The following is a 23471-nucleotide window of genomic DNA, read 5'->3' as shown; positions in this document are numbered from 1 at the left end:
AATCAAACATCAATAAAAAGCTCGCGAAATGCGAGCTTTTTGTTTGTAAACGCATAGATTCACACTTTGAGTGTTGAGTTAGTAATCAATAAAGCTCGAAAGCAGGCATTGCTAACATTCTTTAGTCTTAATCTGCTCATTGCGCAGTGAACCTGTGTTAGAATCGCAACACTTGAATGTGAGTAATAAGGCGTGTATTTTGGCTCGCCTAAACGTTATACCGAAACTTATCGTTGTGAGCACTTCGTAGGGTTAATGACCTGGAAGTCCAGTTATTGTGAGCTTCGGTATAAATCTTAAATATTAAAGAGGATAAATCATGCGCATCATTCTTCTAGGTGCTCCAGGTGCAGGTAAAGGCACACAAGCAAACTTCATCATGGATAAATACGGTATTCCACAAATCTCTACTGGTGATATGCTTCGTGCTGCTATCAAAGCAGGTACAGAACTTGGCAAACAAGCTAAAGCTGTTATCGACGCTGGTCAGCTAGTTTCTGATGAAATCATCCTTGGCCTAATCAAAGAGCGTATCGCTCAAGACGATTGCGAAAAAGGTTTCCTACTAGATGGTTTCCCACGCACTATCCCTCAGGCTGATGGCCTAAAAGAAATGGGCGTTGACGTAGATTACGTTATCGAATTCGACGTAGCTGACGACGTGATCGTTGAGCGTATGGCGGGCCGTCGTGCTCACCTTCCTTCAGGTCGTACTTACCACGTTGTTTACAACCCACCTAAAGTTGAAGGTAAAGATGACGTTACTGGTGAAGACCTTGTTGTTCGTGATGACGACAAAGAAGAAACAGTACGTGCACGTCTAGGTGTTTACCACGAGCAAACTGCTCCGCTTATTAACTACTACGGTAAAGAAGCTGAAGCAGGCAACACTAAGTACCTTAAATTCGACGGTACTAAGCAAGTTGCAGAAGTAAGCGCAGATATTGAGAAAGCGCTAGCATAATTTGCTAACGGCAAAATTTAATATTTTGATATATTTAAAAGCGACCCTCGGGTCGCTTTTTTATTTAGCCTGAAAGTACGCTGAACCATTTGGTTCAATGCGCCGTACAAACCAAGCCGTTTACCATCAATAGGATGTTATGAAAAACAACAATAATAAACAGGGCGTGTTACTGGTTAACTTAGGTACGCCTGATGAGCCAACCGCACCGGCCGTTAAACGCTTTCTAAGTCAGTTTCTTCATGATCACCGTGTCGTTGATATGACGCGTTGGCTTTGGTGTCCAATTCTTCACGGTGTCATTCTACCAATCCGCTCTCCAAAAGTAGCCAAGCTTTATCAATCGGTATGGATGGAAGAGGGCTCACCTTTGATGGTGTATTCAAAACGACAAGCTCAGAAGCTTGCTGCAGTTCTTGATATGCCCGTTGAGTTGGGCATGACTTATGGCAACCCAAGTCTGCAATCAGGCTTTGAAGCGTTGCAAGCTCAAGGCGTAGAAGAAGTGATTGTATTACCGCTTTATCCGCAATACTCAGGCACTACGACCGCAGCGGTTTCTGATGGCATGACGAAAGCATTCAAAAAGATACCAGTAATGCCAGAGTTTAGCTTTATTCGCGACTACCACAATCATCCAAAGTACATTGCCGCACTCGCTCAATCCGTTCGTGAACATTGGACAGAACATGGTCAAGGTGATTACCTACTATGTTCGTACCATGGTATCCCTAAGCGCTACGCAGACAACGGAGATATCTATCCTAAGCATTGTGCAGAGACAACACGCTTGCTTGGAGAAGCGCTAGGTCTGAGTGACGACCAGATCGGCATGACTTATCAGTCTCGCTTTGGCCGAGAAGAGTGGCTACAACCATACACGGACAAGACACTAGAAGTGCTACCAAGTCAGGGTAAGAAGAAGCTCAACGTTCTGACTCCCGCGTTCTCTGCAGATTGTTTAGAAACGTTGGAAGAGATCTCAGAAGAGTGCCGAGAGATTTACCTAGAAGCAGGGGGCGAGAGCTTCAGCTACATTCCATGTCTGAACGATAACGATGACCACATCGAGATGATGGCAGAGTTAGTTCGCTCTAAGCTGTAACCGTTGATTCGAACGCGTCTTCAAGTGGCGCGGATAAAAGACAACAAAAAGGGTCGCGATTGCGACCCTTTGTTTTTATTTGCACTTTATATTAAGCGATTTGAGTTTGTTGCTCTTCAATCTGTTCCGCTGTGCTGTGCGTGTTTTCAGCGCCATGCATCCAACGAACGAGTGTGTTAGAGAACAACAATAGAATCACACCAGAGACAGTCGCTGTTACTGCGATACCGCTGAAGATTGCTAGTGCGCCTAGTTCACCTACGTGAGAGCCAACATAACCAGCAACGTAGTTTGCGATCGCGTTACAACCGAACCATGCACCCATCATTAGTGATGCAAGACGTAGCGGAGCTAGCTTCGTTACTAGAGATAGACCAATAGGAGATAGACACAGTTCACCCAACGTATGGAAGAAGAACGCGCCGACTAGCCATAGCATTGATGTTTTAACCGCAGTATCACCACCTTGCTCCATAACAGCACCAACCATACATAGGAAACCCAGTGCTAGGAAGAACATCGCAAAAGCGAACTTCATTGGTGAGTTAGGTTCACGTTTACCCAGTTTCACCCATAGAACGGCTAATACAGGTGCAAGAGTAATAATGAAGAATGGGTTTAGTGATTGGAACCACGCAGCAGGAACTTCAAAGTCACCGATCATACGATCTGTGTATTGTTGCGTGTAGATGTTCATTAGACCGCCAGCCTGCTCGAAGCCCGCCCAGAAAACGATAGTAAACAGACTCATTACAAGGATAACCTTGATACGGTCGACTTCTTCTTTCGTTAGAGGTTCTTTTTTCGCAGATTTCTTAATGGCTAAATCACGTTTAGCTGCTGGTACACGGCCAATGTCACCTAACCAAGATTGCGCCATGGTCATTTGCATCACAAGACTGATGATCATACCAACACCAGCAGCAATGAAACCCGCTTTCCAACCAAATTCATTGGTTACTGAACCTGAAACGACACCAGCAAGTAGCGCACCTAGGTTAATACCCATATAGAAGATAGTGAACGCGCCATCACGACGGTTATCGCCTTCGTTGTAAAGGTCACCAACCATGGTTGAAATGTTTGGCTTAAATAGGCCGTTACCGCAGATAAGCAGAGCAAGACCTAGGTAGAAAGTGTGTAGAGAGCCAAGACCTAGAGCATCTGCTGGCATTGCTAGTGTGAACTGGCCAATAGCCATTAACGCACCACCAATCAGGATTGAACGGCGTTGACCTAAGTAGTTATCCGCAAGGTAACCACCAATAAGAGGCGTGATGTAGACAAGTCCAGTATAGATGCCGTAAAGGTCTAAGGCATCTTTAGTCGACCAGCCAAGACCACCATTCATTGTTGTGTCAGTTAAATACAGTACTAGAATGGCGCGCATTGCGTAGTAAGAAAAGCGTTCCCATAGTTCTGTACCAAACAGAAGGAACAAGCCACGTGGGTGACCAAAGTATTGATGTTGGTTTGACATAAGCTCTTCTAATAGTAGTTATTACATTTTTTAACGAAATCTACGTATACATGTCATTTTGATGACTTACAAACAATAAAATTTTATGTGACGATTCGTTTGCCTTATTAAATGATGGTTCTACGTTGATTTAGTGGGCTTTTCGTCGGTGAATTGGTCGTGTTACAAACTTACTTTTCATTTTTGTCTATAGACTTATTTTCTTAACCTTATGAAAAGGTGTAAGTTGTATGTGCAATATAAAGTGGCTTATTGATAGGTTACTTGAATGTCCATGACTCATCTTGGCCTTAATGCTAGGATGAAACAAAAACATAATTGGCTAGTAATAAAATGAAACGTTGGTATTTATTGTATTGTAAACGAGGAGAGCAGGTTAGGGCTAAGCAACACCTTGAAAACCAAGGCGTAGAGTGCTTTTACCCAACTTTCGAGGTCGAAAAGATCTTACGAGGTAAGCGACAGAAAGTCGAAGAACCTTTGTTCCCTTGTTATGTTTTTGCCCGATTTGACTACGAACAGGGCCCCAATTTTACTTCAGTTCGCTCTACGCGAGGTGTAGTAGACTTTGTTCGTTTTGGCGCTCAGCCTAAAGAGATACAGGGCGATTTGGTGTATGAGCTCAAACAGCTTGATAAATGCGTAGACGAGCAGGCAAGTGATGAATGCATGCCTCAACCTGGCGATCAGGTTCGTGTTAAGAGCGGGCAGTTTGCGGGTATTGATGCCATCTTCCAAGAACAAGATGGTGAGAAACGTTCAATTATGTTGGTTCAGATGATTACCAAGCGTGTACCTGTCAGCATAGACAACAGCGATTTAGATTTAAAATAGTCTAATTCCATCAAACATAAAAAAGAGGTGCGAAAGCACCTCTTTTTGATCGTATCTATTATGTCTGTCATAAAGGGCTGGTGGAGCCAACCCTTATTGATGTCGCTTAAAACTAGTATGAATCGTTGTGAACGGTCTGTACTGCACGGCCTGATGGGTCAACACAGTTTTGGAACGACTCATCCCATTCAATCGCTTTCGCTGAAGAACACGCAACTGAAGGGCCGCCAGGAACACACTCTGCCGCAGATGGCAGTGGGAACAACTCTTCAAAGATTTCGCGGTATACATAACCTTCTTTTGTTGTTGGTGTGTTGTAAGGGAAACGGTATTGCGCTGTTTCCATTTGCTGGTCAGTCACTTTCTGTTCTGCTACTTCTTTCAACGTATCGATCCAGCTGTAGCCTACGCCATCAGAGAACTGCTCTTTTTGACGCCATGCGATCGATTCTGGCAGGTAGTGCTCGAAACATTCACGAAGAATGTGTTTCTCCATCTTGCCGTTGCCACACATCTTGTCGGCTGGGTTCAAGCGCATTGCTACATCAATGAACTCTTTATCTAGGAAAGGTACACGGCCTTCTACACCCCACGCTGCTAGTGATTTGTTAGCACGTGCGCAGTCAAACATGTTTAGAGCTAGAAGCTTACGTACAGTCTCTTCGTGGAACTCTTGAGCGTTTGGTGCTTTGTGGAAGTACAAGTAACCACCGAAAATCTCATCCGCACCTTCGCCAGACAGTACCATCTTGATGCCCATCGCTTTGATCTTACGGCCCATTAGGAACATCGGAGTAGAAGCTCGAATCGTTGTTACATCATAAGTTTCAATGTGGTAAATCACATCACGAATCGCGTCCAAACCTTCTTGGATGGTGTACGTCATTTCGTGGTGAACCGTACCAATTTGGTCGGCAACTTCACGAGCAGCTTTTAAGTCTGGTGCGCCTTCTAGGCCAACAGCAAAAGAGTGCAGTTGTGGCCACCAAGCTTCAGACTTCTCATCATCTTCAATACGCATCGCTGCAAAGCGTTTTGCAACTGCTGAAGTAATAGAAGAATCTAGACCACCTGAAAGAAGTACACCGTAAGGCACGTCAGTCATCAGTTGGCGCTTGACCGCTGCTTCTAGCGCTTCAGTCAATTCTTCTTTGCTAGTGCTGTTGCCTTGTACTGCTGCGTACTCGTTCCAGTCACGGATGTAGTAGCGTTGAGGCTCCGCATCTGCACTGCCGTAGTGACAACCTGGAGGGAACTCGCTCACGGTCTTACATACTGGTACTAGTGCTTTCATTTCTGAAGCAACGTAGTAGTTGCCGTGCTCATCGTAACCTTGGTAAAGCGGAATGATACCGATGTGGTCACGACCTACTAAGTATTCATCTTTTTCTTCATCGTAAAGTACGAATGCAAAAATACCGTTTAGTTCTTCAAGAAGGTCTGCACCCATGTCTTGGTATAGCGCTAAGATAACTTCACAATCTGAATCGGTTTGGAATTCGTATTTGCCTTCGTAGCGAGCACGAATCTCTTTGTGGTTGTAGATTTCACCGTTTACAGCAAGGATGAGTTTTTTATCAGGGCTGTATAGTGGTTGCGCACCACTATTTAGGCCAACGATCGCTAGGCGTTCATGCGCTAGAATTGCGCGCTCTGATGAGTAAATACCAGACCAGTCTGGACCGCGGTGACGAAGCTTTTTCGACATCTCAAGGGCGATAGGGCGCAATGCTGCTGCATCGCTCTTAATGTCTAAAATGCCAAATACTGAACACATACAACATCCTTTTTAAACTAAACAATTTTTAATCGGTATGCGTTCAATTTGCCATTCTTAGTAAAAAAAGCAACGTTTGATGATTAAAAAAATGATAAAAAGGCTTGATGATTAGATGGTATTTAAAAATAGCTTTGATTTGGTGAATGAGATCAAGGTTTGGTTTAAAAAATACACAAAAAAGCCCTCTTATTAGAAGAGGGCTCAATAAAGATGGTTGCGTTTTATGCTTATTTCATCGGTGTAAATTGAGGTTGAAGTTGCTCGCAAACATGACGTGCGAAACCACTACCAGCTTCGCTGTAGATGTTGAATGCGGCATCGACACCCGTCTCTAATAAACCTTCTAGTTGATCTGGATACTCGGCAATCGCTGCAATCTGCCCTTTGTAGTTTCGGCTTTGAAGCTGTTCAAGTGCCGTTTGGTTACCTTGGTGATGTGGCATTGCCAGAAGCACCATTTTCACGTTAGCCGTATCCAAAATGCGCTCCCAGAAATCCGGGTCAGTTGCATCTCCCGAGATCACGTTACGACCTTCGGAGCGATGTTTATGCGCAGCTTCCTCACGAACCTCGACACCAAGTGAAATCTTACCGTAGCGAGATCGCAGTTCATCGTATGCACCGGTACCAATTCGCCCCATACCGAGGATCAGTACTTGAGCATGACCTGGGTTGATGAGCTGGTCGCGTTGGTTCAGTTTCTCTGCAGCGGTTTCTTGCAGCCATTTACCTGAATGTTGGTAAATCTGATGGCCTAAACGGTTAAGTGGTGCTGAGATGATAAACGAGATAGAAACGGCAACGGCAATCGCTGCCAGCATGTCACTCGGCATCCATCCCATCTTATAAGCCAGGCCACCAACAATCAGACCGAACTCGCTGTAGTTGAAAAGTGATAGCGACGTCAGCAATGAAGTGCGCACACGGAACTTAAAGTAGTTGATGGTTAGGAAGTACAGCAGCCCCTTGATTGGCAATAACAAGATAAATAGCAGAGCTAGGCCAACCCCCGTAAAACTCAAGGATGCAGATAAACCGATATTGAGGAAGAAACAAACTAAGAATAGCTCTTTCATATTGAAGAGCGATTTTGATAGCTCGGACGCTTTGCGGTGGCCAGCTAGAAGCATGCCTAAAATCAGCGCACCTAAATCAGGTTTCATTCCCACCAGTTCAAACAAGCCTGCGCCAACTACTAATGCAAAGAAAATGCCGAACAACACCAGCATTTCCCCGTGGCCTACTTTATCCAACAATTTGTAGAACAGAGGTCGAGCGAGTGGTAGGGCAAATAATCCAATGGCGTACCATTCAGGAATCTTACCTGTGGAAGCGGTAAGGAAGACCACAGCAAAAATATCCTGCATAACCAAGATACCAATGGCTAGTGTGCCGTAGGTGGCGTTCATCTCACCTTTCTCTTGCAGCGTTTTAACTGCAAATACGGTACTAGAGAAAGAGAGAGCGAAAGCGAGCAGTAGGATCTGACTGTGATCCATGGTGGTAAGGGATGAAAGCCCAAGCAGCTTCAGCCCAACGAGAACCAGCGCAAAGAAAAGAGTCGAGAGAATATTGTGCGCTGTAGCACCGCCCCAAATTTCTTTAGAAAGCAGCGTTTTTACATCCAGCTTTAAACCAATGGTGAAAAGCAGCAAGGTCACACCAAGGTCTGCGAGCGTGACAATGACGTCATTACTTTGGTAGCCAAACGCATGAAGGCCAAAACCTGCAAGTAGGAAACCGACCAAAGGGGGGAGGTTACATTTTAGAGCGATGAAGCCGGCGAGGAACGCCGTTGTAATTAGAATAATTTCCATACTGTTGAGCTATATTCCTGATATACAAAAACGGGCTGTGAAACCACAGCCCGAGATTGTAACTCAATTGGTTGTATAAACTTAGTCTTCTAGTAACTTTTGTAACAAAACTCCGTTCAACATAGCGCGTTTGATCATTGCAAATGCGCCCATCGTTGGTTGCTTATCAATGTGAGAGGCAACAATTGGAAGCTCGTTATGGAAAGTTTTCAGAGATTGGTTTTCTACATTGCGCTGAATTGCAGGGAACACAATTTCTTCAGCAGCAGTAATGTCACCAGCAATGACGATCTTTTGAGGGTTGAACAAGTTGATTGTAATCGCGATAGCTTTACCAAGTTGGTTACCTACGCGTACAAGGCTTTGCTTTGCCAGCTCGTCACCGTTCATCGCGTGCGTACAAACGTCATCAATAGTGATGTGCTCAAGTTGAGTCAGGCTTGATTCGTAGCCCTGAGCAATCAGTTTTTTCACACGTTGTACGATGGCAGGGTTTGCTGCAACCGTTTCTAGACAGCCGAAGTTACCACACTGACATTGCTCGCCAAGTGGGTCGATTTGGATATGACCGATTTCACCTACGTTGCGATTGAAACCAAGGAATACCTGACCATTGACGATGATGCCCGCACCAGTACCACGGTGAACACTAACTAGAATCGAATCTTGGCAGTCTTGGCTCGCGCCAAAGTAGTGTTCAGCCAGCGCCATACCACGAACGTCGTTACCAACAAAACACGCGGTGTTGAACTTCTCGCGGATGATTTCGCCCAGCGCTAGGTTATCAATGTCGGTGTTCGGCATGTATTCAACGACACCAGTGGTTGGGTTTACCAAACCAGGCAGCGTGATACCAATAGCGATAAGTTGGTCGATTTTGTCTTGGCAGCGATTCACAAAGTCTTTCAATAAATCAATCAAACCGGCGATTAAGTCAGCTTGGTTGCTGTAGTGAAGTTCGTGCTGGTCTTCTGCTAGTGCTGTGCCGCCTAGGTCATACAAGCAGAATTGCACGTAGTCACGACCTAATCGAACAGCGATAGAGTGGAAAGGTTTTACTTCAGTGGTCAGCGAGATGGCTCGGCGACCACCGGTAGAAGCTTGTTGCGCGACTTCTTTGATTAAGCCGCGCTCTAAAAGTTGGCGGGTTATTTTGGTAACACTCGCTGGGGCGAGCTGACTAACATCCGCTACCTGAATACGGGAGATTGGACCTTGTTGGTCAATCAGCCTGTATACCGCAGCGCTGTTAAGCTGTTTTACTAAATCTACATTACCAATCTGTCCGCCATTCATGCTTAATTTTGCTCGTATTGTCCGTTAACAACCGTCGCTTTTACATTGAAGTCACGATCGAAAATAGTCAGGTTAGCTACCATTCCTTTTCGAACTCGGCCTAGATGTTCCTCAACACCAATTGCGGTTGCTGGGTACAGTGTAGCCATTCGTAGAGCTTCGTCTAAAGCGATGCCTGCGTGCTCAACTGTGTTCTGAACTGCTTCAATCATAGTCAGAGCTGAGCCGCCTAGTGTGCCGTTTTCATCAACACACTTACCATCTCGGTAATATACTTTCTTACCGACAAAAATAAAGTGATCAATGTTAGCACCTGCCGGAGCTGTGGCATCCGTCACCAAAACAAGCTTTTCACCTTTGATTTTATGAGCAATTCGGATGTTTGCGTAGTCTACGTGGAAACCATCAGCAATGATGCCTGCATAAACTTCTGGTGTATCGTAAATCGCACCCACCACACCTGGTTCACGACCAACCATTGGTGTCATCGCGTTGAATAGGTGAGTCGCAAATGAGATACCTGCTTCAAAGCCTTGGCGTGCTTCTGCGTAAGTGGCGTTGGTGTGACCGATAGAAACCACGATGCCAGCTGCTTTCAAACGAGAGATGTGCTCAGGGGCATTTTGTTCTGGTGCAAGTGTAACTTTTGCGATGATGTCAGCGTTCGCGCAGATCAAGTCAATCATACCGTCGTCTGAAGGGCGGATGAAGTCAACGCTGTGAATACCTTTTTTCGCTACGTTAAGGTACGGACCTTCAAGATGCAGACCTAGCGATTGGTTTTGGTATTTGTTGTGGTACTCGCGAGCCGCTGAGATTGCAGCGCGCATGTCTTCGTCTGAAGAAGTGATAAGAGTTGGTAGGAAGCTTGTACAACCGGATTTTAGGTTAGCTTCGTGCATGATCTGCATTGTTTCTGGTGTGATTTCGTCGTTAAGCATCACACCGCCACAGCCGTTTAGCTGTAGGTCGATAAAACCAGGGCTTAGGTTAGCACCGTCCAGATCTTTAACTTCAATACCTTCTGGTAATTGAGTTACTGGCACAACTGATTGAATCTGGTCATTGTCGATGATGACAGCATGATCGGTAAGAACATCACTACCGGTATAGATTTTACAGTTACTTAGCGCGTACATAGTCAGCTAGTCCTTATAGATGAGAATTCATTTTCTGTTCCGTTATCTAACTGGCGACTCTGCGAGTCGGGCTGGTACTTAGTTTGTATCACTGAATTAGATAACGAGTCACATACAGCAAGTCGCGTTTTATCGATGTCATTATCAGAGTAACTAACTGAAAAATAATAAATGAATTAGTTTTTATGATTGTTTTCCAGAACAAAAAGTTACTGCGAATCATCTGTAGAGATACCAAAATAACACTGATTCTGTCTTGCATAAAGTACGAGAATCTTATCTCTAAAACGCCATTTTTTCGTATAATAAAATAAGTTTTATGATCTCGCTAGCAAAAACCTTCTGAATGACCAATTTCTGGTGACTATGATCACAAACAATGAGGTTTTAATTTGCGGAGCAAAATTAATATCATAAACTGGTAGCGACTAAATTGAACGACTGAAATAAGTTATTCAACAAAACATAAAATCCTATAGGGGGAACTTAAGGTGAATATTCTTGGATACGCGCAGAAGTTAGGTAAAGCTCTTATGCTTCCTATCGCAACGCTTCCAGTTGCAGCGCTTTTACTACGTTTGGGTCAGCCTGACCTTTTAGACATTGCGTTTATGGCATCTGCTGGTAACGCAATCTTTAGTCAACTACCACTACTATTCGGTCTAGGTATCGCGATCGGTCTTTCTAAAGACGGTCAAGGTGCTGCGGGTCTAGCTGGTGCAGTTGCTTACTTCGTTCTTACTGCAACAGCAGCAACAATCGATGCAAGCGTTAACATGTCATTCTTCGGCGGTATCATTGCTGGTATCATCGCTGGTCACTCTTACAACGCTTTCCACGCAACTCGTCTTCCTGAGTGGTTGGCATTCTTCTCTGGCAAACGTCTAGTACCAATCATGGCGGGTCTATTCTCGCTAGTTGCTGGTGCAATTGCTGGTGTTGTATGGCCAACAATCCAAGGCGGTCTTGACGCGCTAGCGCACGCAGTTTCTACTTCTGGTGCTATCGGTCAGTTCGTATACGGTACTCTTAACCGTGCACTTATCCCTGTAGGTCTACACCACGTACTAAACTCATACTTCTGGTTCGGTATGGGCACGTGTCAAGAAGTTCTAGTGTCTGGCGCAACTGCTGCTGGTCAAGCGCTTCCTGCTCTACAACAGCTTTGTGTTGACCCAGCTCTAGCTAAGACTCTTGTTGCTGGTCAAACTCACACATTCGAATTCGCTAACTCTGTAACTCCAGAAATCACAGCAACAGTTAAAGAAGTAACTGAAACTCTGAAATCTGGTGACCTACACCGCTTCTTCGGCGGCGATAAGAGCGCTGGTGTATTCATGAACGGTTTCTTCCCTGTAATGATGTTCGGTCTACCAGGTGCGGCACTTGCAATGTACCTAGCAGCACCAGTTGAGAAACGTAGTCAAGTTGGTGGTGCACTATTCTCAGTAGCATTCTGTTCATTCCTAACAGGTATCACTGAGCCTCTAGAGTTCATGTTCGTATTCCTAGCACCTGCTCTATACGCAATCCACGCAGTATTTACAGGTCTGTCTCTAGTACTTGCAAACATGCTTGGCACACTACACGGCTTTGGTTTCTCTGCAGGTCTAATCGACTTCGTACTGAACTACGGTCTAGCAACTAAGCCTCTAGTGCTTCTTGCTCTAGGTCTAAGCTTCGGTGCTCTATACTTCTTCACATTCAGCTTCGCAATCCGCGCTTTCAACCTGAAATCACCAGGTCGTGAAGATGACGACGAAGAAGCGTCTGCAGCTCCAGCTGGTGATGCAGCAAAAGGTGACCTAGCTCGTCAATACCTAAAAGCGCTAGGTGGTCACGATAACCTAACTTCAATCGACGCGTGTATCACTCGTCTACGTCTAACACTTAAAGACCGCTCTGTTGCTGACGAAGCTGTTCTTAAGAAACTAGGCGCGAAAGGTGTGGTTAAGCTTGGCGAAAACAACCTTCAAGTTATCCTTGGTCCTCTTGCAGAAATCGTTGCTGGTGAAATGAAAGCAATCGGTGCAGGTGAAGACCTATCAGATGTAAAACTTCCTTAATTACATCTTACTGACTCTCTATAAAGACCTCCCTCGGGAGGTCTTTTTTTGTTTGTGCGGATCTAATATGCTGCGCTTTCAAGCGAAGAAGAGAAATATTGTCGTTTTAACGACGGTTCTTGTTGTCTAATCGCTAAGAATTGTGGATCATTAGGAACAATGCACTCTGTAAACCGAGTAAGGCTACGGAGTACTGTTTTCTCTGACAATACTAATATTTTTGAGGTGCTATAGATGAGTGAAGCTGATGCTCGTCCATCAAACTTTATTCGCCAGATCATTGATAAAGATCTAGCGGATGGTAAACACACTAGCGTGCATACTCGATTCCCGCCGGAGCCGAATGGCTACCTGCACATCGGTCATGCTAAGTCTATCTGTTTGAACTTCGGTATTGCTCAGGACTACCAGGGTCAATGTAACTTACGTTTCGACGATACAAACCCTGAAAAAGAAGACATCGAATACGTTGAGTCTATCAAGAAAGATGTAAACTGGTTGGGCTTTGAGTGGGATGGTGAAGTATGTTACTCATCAAACTACTTCGACAAGCTTTACGAATATGCAATTGAATTGATTAATAAAGGCTTAGCGTACGTTGATGAGCTAAGTCCTGAGCAGATTCGTGAATACCGCGGTACGCTAACGGCTCCGGGTAAACCAAGCCCATACCGTGACCGTCCAGTAGAAGAAAACCTAGCGCTATTTGAAAAAATGCGCGCAGGTGAATTCGAAGAAGGCAAAGCGTGTCTACGTGCGAAGATCGACATGGCTTCTTCATTCATGGTAATGCGTGACCCAGTTATTTACCGTGTACGTTTCGCGACTCACCACCAGACTGGTGATAAGTGGTGCATTTACCCAATGTACGACTTCACACACTGTATCTCTGATGCGCTAGAGGGCATTACGCACTCTATCTGTACTCTAGAGTTCATGGATAACCGTCGTCTGTACGACTGGGTTCTAGACAACATCACGATTGATTGTCGTCCACACCAGTACGAATTCAGCCGCCTAAACCTTGAATACACAGTGATGTCTAAGCGTAAGCTAAACCAACTAGTGACTGAGAAATTGGTTGATGGCTGGGATGACCCACGTATGCCAACAGTCTCTGGTCTGCGTCGTCGTGGCTTCACATCAGCATCTATTCGTGAATTCTGTAAGCGTATCGGTGTAACGAAGCAAGAGAACATGATTGAGTTCGGTTCACTAGAATCTTGTATTCGTGACGATCTAAACGAAAATGCACCACGTGCGATGGCCGTTCTAGATCCAGTTAAGATCGTTATCGAGAACTTCGAAGAAGGCGCGGTAGAGACACTGACTGTTGCTAACCATCCAAACAAACCTGAGATGGGTGAGCGTGAAGTGCCATTCACTCGTGAAGCTTGGATCGAGCGCGAAGACTTCCGTGAAGAAGCAAACAAGAAATACAAGCGTCTTGTTCTGGGTAAAGAAGTACGCCTACGTGGCGCATACGTGATCAAGGCTGAACGCATCGAGAAAGATGCGGAAGGTAATATCACGACAATCTTCTGTACTTACGATGCTGACACGCTAGGTAAGAACCCAGCAGATGGCCGTAAAGTGAAAGGCGTAATTCACTGGGTTTCAGCAGACAAAGCTCTGCCTGCAGAAATTCGTCTGTACGATCGTTTGTTCACAGTACCAAACCCAGCGGCTGCAGATGACTTTGCTGCGACAATCAACCCAGAATCACTAGTGATTCTAAACGGTTTTGTTGAGCCAAGCCTAGCAGCATCAGAAGCTGAAAAAGGTTACCAGTTTGAGCGTATGGGTTACTTCTGTGCAGATTCAAAAGACTCTTCAGCGGATAACCTAGTATTCAACCGTACGGTTGGTCTACGTGATACTTGGGCGAAAATCGAGAACCAATAATCTCAATACCTCGCTAACAAAAATGCCAGCATCATTGCTGGCATTTTTTATGGTTAGTCTGATTTGTTCAGACAATAAAAAACGTCAGCCGAGGCTGACGTTTAAGTCTTTCTTAACAAAAAGCGTTACTTTTTATTTTGCTGGCTTGTGAGCGTCAGGGTTTGTCTTACATGAACCGTCGCTACATTTACCGTATAGGTACAAGCTGTGGTTAGTAAGCGTAACATTGTACTTAGCCGCAATTTCTTTTTGACGTTCTTCGATCACGTCGTCTGAAAACTCAATCACTTCACCACAATCTAGACACACAAGGTGGTCGTGGTGATGTTGAGTTGACAGTTCAAATACTGATTTACCGCCTTCGAAATGGTGACGAGTAACAATACCAGCATCATCGAATTGGTTTAGTACACGATAAACGGTTGCTAGTCCGATCTCTTCACCTAGATCAATTAGCTTTTTGTACAAATCTTCAGCACTGATGTGCTGGCAGTCTGGCTGCTGAAGTACTTCTAGAATTTTTAGCCTTGGAAGGGTTACTTTTAGACCCGCATCCTTCAGCGCCTGATTATTGTCTGACATATACTTTCCCGTTGGATCATCTGCAGCGATTTAACAGAATATAATATTCCTATCATTATAGGCGAAGCGTACTGAACATTAAACCACGAACTTCAAAGGGTTAATAGATTCTTTTTGTAAATTGGAAACAGGTCGATTATATTACAGATCAGACCAGTTACATATTGATAACATTGGAACGCAACGACTACGGACAGTTATGAATAAGCGACTTGCTAAGATATATAAACCAGGAATTGTGAAGTTTTCGCTGAATATTTGGCCGCCATTCTGGGGGGCTGGTATTAAAATCTTACATATTTCTGAAGACTTTCGAACGGTGAAAGTTCGTTTGAAACTGCGCTGGTGGAATAAAAACGCCAATCGAACTCAGTATGGAGGAAGTATTTTCTCTCTCACTGACCCAATTTACTCTTTGATGTTGATGGGCATTCTTCGCGAGGAATACTACGTCTGGGATAAAGAGGCGAGTATCAACTTCATTAAGCCCGGGCAGAGTGATTTGTTTGCGGAGTTTGAGGTGACAGATGGCATGCTAGATGAAATCTATCAAATGACTCGTAATGGTGAGAAGTGCTTCCCTGAATTCATTACTCACGTAAAAGACAAAGAGGGTAATGTTGTTTCGGAAGTGCAGCGCAAATTGTACGTGAGGAAGAAACCTCAGTACCGAGAAGAAGAAATTGCGACAGAAATCTCTTAGTCCCTGTTTAGATACAAAAAGACCTCCACGAAGGAGGTCTTTTTTATGAATGCTTACTTAGCCTTCAAGCTCAGCTAGGCACATCTCTTCGTAGACTTGCTTAACCCAGTTTTCTACGCGCTCGTCAGTCAGTTCTGGTTGACGGTCTTCGTCGATACACAGACCAACGAATTGGCTGTCGTCACCTTCTACTAGAGCTTTAGATGCTTCGAACTCGTAACTTTCAGTCGAAGTGTGGCCTAGGATAGTACCGCCTTTCGCTTCAACGATGTCACGTACTGTGCCCATTGCGTCACAGAAGTACTCTGCGTAATCTTCTTGGTCACCACAACCGAAAATAGCAACTAGCTTCGTAGAGAAATCGATTTGCTCAAGTTCTGGGAAGAAATCATCCCAATCACATTGTGCTTCACCGTAGTACCAAGTCGGGATACCTAGAAGTAGAAGATCAAAGTTATCAATGTCTTCTTTGCTGCTTTTTGCGATGTCTTGAACGTGAACTAGTTGTTTACCTAGTTGCTTTTGAATCATCTTTGCAACGGCTTCAGTATTACCTGTGTCGCTACCGAAGAAGATACCTACACTTGCCATAGAGTCTATACCTTTACATTGTTTGTTACTGGCGATGGGGGAGCAGAGCTTAACCTAGCCCTGTGCCTTCCCAACTGAGCTGAATCAGACCTTTGGCGATGAAACCAGCACAGCCAAGGAAAAGAACCAACCACACAATACGACGACCAAAAACAGGTACATTGCCTTGCTTTAGTACATCTTTTATCGCCATCCCAATGAAGAAGAAGATAGCAGCAAAAAGAAGATCGAGCCCGATCGACTCGAGCATGTCCATATAGTCGTATAGCATTGTCGTCCTTCATGCCAAAAATTCTTGGGCGCACTATACCACTGTTAAACGGTAAAGTTAATGCACTACGAGAAGGGTTATTTCAATAATCTGGCGTTGTTTTTCGAATTTGTTAACTCGAAATATATTTCCTGATCACACGCATAACTTCTGCCGGTTTCTCGGCATGTAACCAGTGTCCGGTGTTGGCAATAATGTGTGCTTTTGCGTTGTTAAACTGGCGTTTAACCGCAGGTTGATGCTCAGGCATCAGATAGTCGGAATCACCGCCTTTAACAAACAACGTAGGAATGTCGGTTGGTGCAATTTCTTGCCAGCCAATGATGTCGTCGTAGTTGTTGAGCAAACTTGCAACGTTAAAGCGCCAGTCCATTTGGTCACCATTTTTGTACAACGATTTCGACAGGAATTGTCGAACGCCATCGATTTCAATATGTTGAGCAAGAATATCCATCGTTTGCTGGCGATTGGCCGGTTTTTCTTTGATTACCGCTTGCAGGCCGTTAAACACGTTATCGTGACGGTTTGTTTGGTAAGACACTGGCGCCATATCGAGTACGACTAGTCGTTTAACAAACTCTGGCGCAACATCCGCCAATTTCATCGCAACTTTTCCGCCCATTGAGTGACCGATGACAAGTGCTGGCTCGATATTCAAATAACGAAGTAAATCAGCAACATCTTGCGCCATTACTTCATAGTTGTGTGTATCTGAATGGAAAGAAAGGCCATGATTTCGTAGATCAATGCTGATCACACAGTGATCTTGAACGAGGTCGCGAGCCAGTAAACCTAGATTACTGAAACTGCCAAACAATCCATGAATCAAAACAACCGTTTGGCCGTGCCCTTCCTGCTTATAGTTGAGTAATGCTGACATTTTATCTTATTCGTGATGGGTTTAACGTGGAGTATCCGCGAGGATCTCGTTATAATCCCCCAGAGTTTAAACATTGAGAATGTGAAAAGCGAATGAAAACAATTGAGGTTGATGAGGATCTATACCGTTACATTGCGGGTCAAACCAAGCATATCGGTGAAAGTGCCTCGGATATTTTACGACGCCTTTTGAACCTTGATGGCCAGTTGCAGGAAGCAGTTGTTGCACCTGTAGTAGAACAGCCACAAGGGATTGTAGTAAGTAAAGATGCTGGCAAAGCAGAATCAGTAGATACCGTAAAAGAGATGCGCTCTCTACTTATCTCTGACGAGTTTGCTGGTCTTAAGAAAGCGATTGATCGCTTCATGTTGGTACTATCAACCTTACACAAACTGAATCCAGAGAGTTTCTCTCAAGCAACAAAAGTGAAAGGGCGCAAACGCGTTTACTTTGCTGATAACGAAGAGACTCTGCTAGCAAATGGTAACACTACCAAACCTAAAGCAATTCCTGGCACGCCATTTTGGGTAATCACCAACAACAACACCAGTCGTAAGCGACAGATGGTGGAGCAGGTGATGGCTCACATGGAATTCCAGCCTGACTTAATAGAGAAAGTAACAGGTTCAATCTAAGAAACCTGATAGAAGCCTCATAATGTGTAGCGTTTAGCGGATATTATGAGGCTTTTTTGATTTTATTTGTTTTTAAAGAAAGGATGTCAAACATGGCTATGCACCCTCGTGCTGGGCAAAAAGCGCAGCAGGAAGATCTTCACAATATCCCAGCACTCGTTGCTAACTACTTCTTACTTCAACCAGACGCAGCAAACGCAGAACATAAGGTTCAATTTGGTACTTCTGGCCACCGCGGTACTGCAGACAAGCACACTTTTAACGAAAACCACATTTTAGCGATCGCTCAAGCGGTAGCAGAAGTTCGTGCTGAGCAAGGAACAACAGGTCCATTGTTTGTTGGTAAAGACACGCACGCACTATCAGAGCCAGCATTTTCAAGTGTGATTGAAGTATTGATTGCAAATGGCGTGAAAGTGATTGTTCAACAAGACAACGGCTACACACCAACACCGGGTATTTCACACGCGATTCTGACTCACAACATCAAGCATGATGACAAAGCAGACGGTATCGTAATTACCCCATCGCATAACCCACCGCAAGACGGCGGCATCAAATACAACCCGACTCACGGTGGTCCAGCAGAGGCTGAACTGACTCAAGCAATCGAAGATCGTGCAAACGCGCTGATTGCTGAAGGTTTGCAAGGTGTTAAACGCCTACCACTGGCAGAAGCGAAAGCATCGGATCTGTTTGTAGAGATGGATTTGGTGAAGCCATACATCGATGACCTAGTGAATGTTATCGATATGGAAGCAATCCAAAAAGCAAACCTGAAGATTGGTGTAGATCCATTGGGTGGCAGTGGCATTGATTACTGGCGTCAAATTGGTCAGGCATACGACCTAGACCTAACGCTAGTAAGTGAAGCGATTGATCCTTCTTTCCAATTCATGTCTCTAGATAAAGACGGCGTTGTACGTATGGACTGTTCTTCTCCTTACGCAATGGCGGGTCTATTGGCGTTGAAAGATGAATACGACTTAGCTTTTGGTAACGACCCTGACTACGATCGTCACGGTATCGTTACGCCGAAAGGTCTGATGAACCCGAACCACTTCTTAGCAGTTTGTATCGACTACCTATACCGTCACCGTGACGCATGGGGTAAAGACGTAGCTGTTGGTAAAACGCTAGTTTCAAGTGCTTTGATTGACCGTGTTGTAGCGGATCTAGGTCGTGAGCTATGTGAAGTACCAGTCGGCTTTAAATGGTTTGTTGATGGTCTGTACACTGGTAAGTTTGGCTTCGGCGGCGAAGAAAGTGCAGGTGCGTCTTTCCTTCGTAAAGATGGTACGCCTTGGTCAACAGACAAAGACGGCATCTTGCTATGTCTTCTAGCAGCAGAGATCACTGCGGTAACGGGTAAGAACCCTCAAGATTACTATGAAGAGCTAGCAGCGAAGCACGGTGAATCTAAGTACAACCGCATTCAAGCTGTAGCTAATGGCCCACAAAAAGACGTACTGAAGAAGTTGTCACCAGAAATGGTAGCGGCTGAAACTCTAGCTGGTGATGCAATTACTGCTCGCCTAACGCACGCACCAGGTAATGGCGCTGCAATTGGTGGCCTTAAAGTAACGACAGCGAATGGTTGGTTTGCAGCTCGTCCATCAGGCACCGAAGACATCTACAAAATCTACTGTGAAAGCTTCAAAGGTGAAGAGCACCTAAAACAAATCGAAGCTGAAGCACAAGAAATCGTTAATCAAGTGTTTGCAGCCGCTGGTTTGTAATTCTAAAGATTAAGATTTTGAAAGGGTCGACATTGCGTCGGCCCTTTTTGTTTGTAAAGAGGGAACACTGCGCTTGGAGAGTCGGGAGCGCTTCGCTCTAGGAATCGAGAGGTGCTCATTGAGAGTATAGTGACGTTTCCCGTTTCCCGTTTCCCGTTTCCCGTTTCCCGTTTCCCGTTTCCCGTTTTAGTTCGGCCAAGTATCCGGTACAACAAACCAAAATTGACCGCTCTTTGTTTGAGCGTGAACAAACCTATCGGATGGTTTATCGATAGGCTCTAAGAACTGCTCATTGCCTATTGCCCAAAGTGGTTTAGAGAGGGCGTAAAGTGGTTCTTCAATTTGCTCCCATTGGCTTTGATAGCACCAGTAACCGGATATTTGGCTTGGGTCTAGTTCGTAACCTAAACAGCTTGTCGGGATAGGTTCTGCTGAAAAAGGGTTAACGTAAAGGCGTCCCTGCATTAGAAGGTGCTCACTCGGTATATTGTCTAACGGTAACTGTTGGTGGAACTCTTCTCTTTGACTCATTTTTAGCTGGTGGGTGAGCATACGGTCGAGCTTCTTGTGCAGTTGGTCGTGAGCATTCGGTCCATACCAAATGCCCTCATGCAGTAAGTAGAACTTGATGGCTACTTCCCAATGCTCGTGTTGTTTGGTTTCCTGATTCTTGAGGATCAAATCAACGGCGCCAATCGTGCGGCCAGTCGTGTCATTGAGTTGAATCTCTTCAGCAACCAATTCATATCGAGGCGAGCAAGTCAGCAGCTTGGTGCAAAAGTGTTGGTAAAGGAAGCCAAGTCGTGGATTGCCATCGTAGTCTTCGTTGTGAGATAGAGGTGATGCCAGAAGATCTTCAACAGTGGCAAATGGCGTTTGAAGTTTAAAAAGTGGTGGGGTGCAAGCAATCCATTGATAGAAACGTTGTAGAGAATTCATCCATTTTCCTTGTTGTCACGGGCATAGCCCTCCTATTGTATCGAAATTTATTTGAGTTGGGGATGTCGCAACTGGCATCTAGATTGCGGTTCGATATACACTTTGCTCAAGCCACAAGTATTGGAATTAAAAATGAATAACTTACAGCTGGAAAAGATCCTTAACGAGAAACTGTCTCCGCAACTTATCAAAGATTACGCGCCAAATGGTATACAAGTAGAAGGCAAATCAGAAATCAAACGCATTGTGACTGGAGTTACAGCCTCACAGGCATTGATCGACAAAGCCATCGAGTTAAAGGCAGATGCACTGCTTGTTCACCACGGTTACTTTTGGAAAGGAGAGCCTGAGCCAATTCGTGGTATGAAAGGAAAGCGCATCCGTAGCTTGATTAAAAATGATATCAATCTATATGGTTACCACTTACCGTTAGACATTCATCCTGAGCTAGGTAATAACGCAGAACTTGCTCGCTTGCTAGATATTGAAGTGGAAGGCGGCTTGGAAGGGCACCCACAATCGGTAGCGATGTTTGGGCGCTTGAAACAGGCAATGACAGGCGCTGACTTCGCACACAAAATCAATCAAGTCCTAAACCGTGAACCTTTGCATATTGCGCCTGAAAATTCAGACAAAATGATTGAGACTGTTGGCTGGTGTACCGGCGGTGGTCAGGATTTTATTGAGCTTGCTGCTCAGCATGGATTAGATGCATTTATTTCGGGCGAGATCTCAGAACGAACCACTTACACGGCTCGTGAATTAGACATTCATTATTTCTCAGCTGGTCACCATGCAACCGAACGCTACGGCATTAAAGCGCTAGGGGAATGGTTAGCGCAAGAGCATGGTTTAGACGTTACGTTTATTGATATTGACAACCCAGTATAGAAGGGAAGGGTTTTGTCCTTTGCTACGAGAGGTTGTTGTACTTCGGGATCTGAAGGGAAGAACAGATCCCCAACTCGCTCGTCCCTCGCTCTTGAGGATGACGAAGTACTCGGACCCCGCACGAGCGCTATCCCGCATCCATAGGGCTTCAGCTCGTTCCTGAGTTCCTTAAATAAAGAAAGGGTTGACGCTTTCACGTCAACCCTCATATTTATTCGATTCTCGATTCTCGATTCTCGATTCTCGATTCTCGATTCTCGATTCTCGATTCTCGATTCTCGATTCTCGATTCTCGATTCTCGATTCTCGATTCTAACCGTTACTCACGCTCGTGCAATGGAGAAAACTCACGTTGAGTTTCACCAGTGTATAGCTGACGAGGACGACCGATTCGGTTTAGTGGATCGCTGTGCATTTCGTTCCAGTGAGCGATCCAACCGATAGTACGAGAAATCGCGAAGATTACCGTAAACATCGATACAGGAATACCGATCGCTTTTAGGATGATGCCTGAGTAGAAGTCTACGTTCGGGTAAAGCTTCTTAGACACGAAGTATTCGTCAGAAAGAGCAATGCGCTCAAGTTCCATTGCTACGTCTAGTAGTGGATCTTGGATGTTCAGCTCTTTAAGAACTTCGTGACATGTTTCACGCATTACTGTCGCACGTGGATCGTAGTTCTTGTAAACGCGGTGACCGAAGCCCATCAGACGGAATGGGTCATCTTTGTCTTTTGCACGCTCAACATACTCAGGAATGTTGTCTACGCTGCCGATCTCTTCAAGCATCTTCAGACACGCTTCGTTTGCACCACCGTGTGCAGGACCCCATAGAGAAGCAATACCTGCGGCAATACACGCGAATGGGTTCGCGCCAGAAGAACCAGATAGACGAACTGTCGACGTTGAAGCGTTTTGTTCGTGGTCTGCGTGAAGTGTGAAGATTTTATCCATCGCACGCGCAACAACAGGGTTTACTTCGTATTCTTCACATGGGTTTGCATACATCATGTGCAAGAAGTTTTCCGCGTAGTTTAGGTCGTTACGAGGGTAAATAAACGGCTGGCCGATTGAGTACTTGTAACACATCGCTGCCAGCGTTGGCATTTTAGACAGTAGACGATAAGCCGCAATTTCACGGTGCTCGTCGTTGTTGATATCTAGTGAATCGTGGTAGAAGGCCGCAAGTGCACCAACTACGCCACACATTACTGCCATTGGGTGAGCGTCGCGACGGAAGCCATGGAAGAAGCTTGCGATCTGCTCGTGCACCATAGTATGGCGAGTAACAGTTGTTTTAAATTGCTCGTATTGCTCACGGGTAGGGGCTTCGCCATAAAGCAGGATGTAACATACTTCCAAGTAATCTGCGTTATTGGCTAATTGATCAATCGGGTAACCGCGGTGCAAAAGAATACCTTTGCCGCCATCGATGTACGTAATTGATGATTCACAAGATGCAGTGGCAAGAAAACCTGGGTCAAAAGTAAAGTAACCATTGGCTCCCAGTTTACGAACATCAATCACAGGTGTACCTAGCGTACCGTCCATAATTGGCAGTTCGATCGGCGCATGACCTTCAACATGAAGGGTAGCTTTCTTATCCGCCATAACAATCTCCTTTGTTTATTATTTAATCCGTCCAGGATGTTTATGTGCCATTTTTGTACTGTTGTTAAAGCTTAAAGTCAATTTTTCTCCAGTTTTGTGTGCACTTGTTATGATTTTTCTCATGAAAATCGTTAAAAATCTGTTCTATGTAGCATAATTTGTTACATCAATTGTATTAGAATGTTGCTGGCCGTATATTGGCACAGAAAATTTTAGTTAAATCCTTATAAATTCGGGGCTGGAAA

Annotated in this window: 20 protein-coding genes; 9 read left to right on the top strand and 11 right to left on the bottom strand. The window is 44.9% G+C overall.

What is annotated here, in order from left to right:
• Positions 1-319: 319 nt before the first annotated feature.
• Both adk and hemH read left to right on the top strand, forming a co-directional pair.
• Positions 320-964 (top strand): adenylate kinase, encoded by a 645-nt coding sequence (gene adk / locus QTO06_RS20545; protein ID WP_005425498.1) that lies wholly within the window; start codon positions 320-322, stop codon positions 962-964.
• Positions 965-1103: 139 nt separating this feature from the next.
• Positions 1104-2069, top strand: coding sequence for a ferrochelatase (gene hemH / locus QTO06_RS20540; protein WP_331409582.1), 966 nt, complete (start codon positions 1104-1106; stop codon positions 2067-2069).
• Between the two features lie 91 nt (positions 2070-2160).
• On the opposite strand, the gene QTO06_RS20535 is transcribed toward hemH, so the two are convergent.
• Positions 2161-3549 carry a peptide MFS transporter gene (locus QTO06_RS20535; RefSeq protein ID WP_331409581.1) on the bottom strand — a complete coding sequence of 463 codons (1389 nt, stop codon included), beginning with the start codon at positions 3547-3549 and terminating at the stop codon, positions 2161-2163.
• A gap of 333 nt (positions 3550-3882) precedes the next feature.
• Here QTO06_RS20535 and rfaH point away from each other — a divergent pair, with 333 nt between their 5' ends.
• The gene (gene rfaH / locus QTO06_RS20530; protein WP_005436951.1) at positions 3883-4383 is read left to right on the top strand and encodes a transcription/translation regulatory transformer protein RfaH; all 501 of its coding nucleotides are present in this window, start codon (positions 3883-3885) and stop codon (positions 4381-4383) included.
• Between the two features lie 112 nt (positions 4384-4495).
• Here the strand turns inward: rfaH and asnB are convergent, their stop codons facing one another.
• The 4 genes from asnB to nagA all read right to left on the bottom strand — a co-directional run bounded on the left by asnB (position 4496) and on the right by nagA (position 10415).
• On the bottom strand, positions 4496-6160 hold the full coding sequence (gene asnB / locus QTO06_RS20525) for an asparagine synthase B (RefSeq protein WP_009707221.1): 1665 nt from the start codon (positions 6158-6160) through the stop codon (positions 4496-4498).
• 230 nt (positions 6161-6390) lie between these two features.
• A complete protein-coding gene (locus QTO06_RS20520) occupies positions 6391-7980 on the bottom strand; it encodes a cation:proton antiporter family protein (RefSeq protein ID WP_331409580.1) in 1590 nt (529 codons plus the stop codon).
• 81 nt (positions 7981-8061) lie between these two features.
• Positions 8062-9276: a DNA-binding transcriptional regulator NagC gene (nagC, locus tag QTO06_RS20515; protein WP_331409579.1), complete on the bottom strand. Its 1215-nt coding sequence runs from the start codon at positions 9274-9276 to the stop codon at positions 8062-8064.
• A gap of 2 nt (positions 9277-9278) precedes the next feature.
• A complete protein-coding gene (gene nagA, locus QTO06_RS20510) occupies positions 9279-10415 on the bottom strand; it encodes an N-acetylglucosamine-6-phosphate deacetylase (RefSeq protein ID WP_331409577.1) in 1137 nt (378 codons plus the stop codon).
• Positions 10416-10906: 491 nt separating this feature from the next.
• Between nagA and nagE the strand changes: the two genes are divergently transcribed.
• Together nagE and glnS are read left to right on the top strand one after the other, a co-directional pair.
• Positions 10907-12481, top strand: a complete 1575-nt coding sequence (gene nagE, locus QTO06_RS20505; RefSeq protein ID WP_009707218.1) for an N-acetylglucosamine-specific PTS transporter subunit IIBC — start codon at positions 10907-10909, stop codon at positions 12479-12481.
• 234 nt (positions 12482-12715) lie between these two features.
• The gene (glnS, locus tag QTO06_RS20500) at positions 12716-14386 is read left to right on the top strand and encodes a glutamine--tRNA ligase (RefSeq protein ID WP_331409574.1); all 1671 of its coding nucleotides are present in this window, start codon (positions 12716-12718) and stop codon (positions 14384-14386) included.
• Positions 14387-14518: 132 nt separating this feature from the next.
• On the opposite strand, the gene fcrX is transcribed toward glnS, so the two are convergent.
• Positions 14519-14968 carry a ferric iron uptake transcriptional regulator FcrX gene (gene fcrX / locus QTO06_RS20495; RefSeq protein WP_010643296.1) on the bottom strand — a complete coding sequence of 150 codons (450 nt, stop codon included), beginning with the start codon at positions 14966-14968 and terminating at the stop codon, positions 14519-14521.
• A 199-nt stretch (positions 14969-15167) separates the two neighbouring features.
• Here fcrX and QTO06_RS20490 point away from each other — a divergent pair, with 199 nt between their 5' ends.
• A complete protein-coding gene (locus tag QTO06_RS20490) occupies positions 15168-15671 on the top strand; it encodes a DUF4442 domain-containing protein (RefSeq protein ID WP_038892119.1) in 504 nt (167 codons plus the stop codon).
• Between the two features lie 57 nt (positions 15672-15728).
• Here QTO06_RS20490 and fldA read toward each other — a convergent pair whose 3' ends face one another.
• From fldA to QTO06_RS20475, 3 genes are all read right to left on the bottom strand, one after another.
• Positions 15729-16262 (bottom strand): flavodoxin FldA, encoded by a 534-nt coding sequence (gene fldA, locus QTO06_RS20485; RefSeq protein WP_010643291.1) that lies wholly within the window; start codon positions 16260-16262, stop codon positions 15729-15731.
• Positions 16263-16311: 49 nt separating this feature from the next.
• Positions 16312-16533 (bottom strand): DUF2788 domain-containing protein, encoded by a 222-nt coding sequence (locus QTO06_RS20480; protein ID WP_005446406.1) that lies wholly within the window; start codon positions 16531-16533, stop codon positions 16312-16314.
• A gap of 112 nt (positions 16534-16645) precedes the next feature.
• A complete protein-coding gene (locus tag QTO06_RS20475) occupies positions 16646-17413 on the bottom strand; it encodes an alpha/beta fold hydrolase (RefSeq protein ID WP_105064923.1) in 768 nt (255 codons plus the stop codon).
• A 92-nt stretch (positions 17414-17505) separates the two neighbouring features.
• On the opposite strand from QTO06_RS20475, the gene seqA reads away from it, so the two are divergent.
• Complete coding sequence (gene seqA / locus QTO06_RS20470; protein ID WP_005535181.1) at positions 17506-18048, top strand: replication initiation negative regulator SeqA; 543 nt, start codon at positions 17506-17508, stop codon at positions 18046-18048.
• Positions 18049-18140: 92 nt separating this feature from the next.
• Positions 18141-19787 (top strand): phosphoglucomutase (alpha-D-glucose-1,6-bisphosphate-dependent), encoded by a 1647-nt coding sequence (gene pgm, locus QTO06_RS20465; RefSeq protein ID WP_051118109.1) that lies wholly within the window; start codon positions 18141-18143, stop codon positions 19785-19787.
• Between the two features lie 186 nt (positions 19788-19973).
• Here the strand turns inward: pgm and QTO06_RS20460 are convergent, their stop codons facing one another.
• A complete protein-coding gene (locus QTO06_RS20460) occupies positions 19974-20726 on the bottom strand; it encodes a DUF1853 family protein (protein WP_331409564.1) in 753 nt (250 codons plus the stop codon).
• A gap of 132 nt (positions 20727-20858) precedes the next feature.
• Here QTO06_RS20460 and QTO06_RS20455 point away from each other — a divergent pair, with 132 nt between their 5' ends.
• Positions 20859-21617, top strand: a complete 759-nt coding sequence (locus QTO06_RS20455; RefSeq protein ID WP_331409562.1) for a Nif3-like dinuclear metal center hexameric protein — start codon at positions 20859-20861, stop codon at positions 21615-21617.
• A gap of 319 nt (positions 21618-21936) precedes the next feature.
• Here QTO06_RS20455 and QTO06_RS20450 read toward each other — a convergent pair whose 3' ends face one another.
• On the bottom strand, positions 21937-23226 hold the full coding sequence (locus tag QTO06_RS20450) for a citrate synthase (protein ID WP_005426685.1): 1290 nt from the start codon (positions 23224-23226) through the stop codon (positions 21937-21939).
• Positions 23227-23471: the final 245 nt, after the last annotated feature.

It is taken from the genome of Vibrio sp. M260121 (assembly GCF_036533715.1).
GTDB lineage: Bacteria > Pseudomonadota > Gammaproteobacteria > Enterobacterales > Vibrionaceae > Vibrio.
The sequence above is the reverse complement of the archived record's forward strand: the minus strand, read 5'-3'. Positions and strand labels throughout refer to the sequence as shown.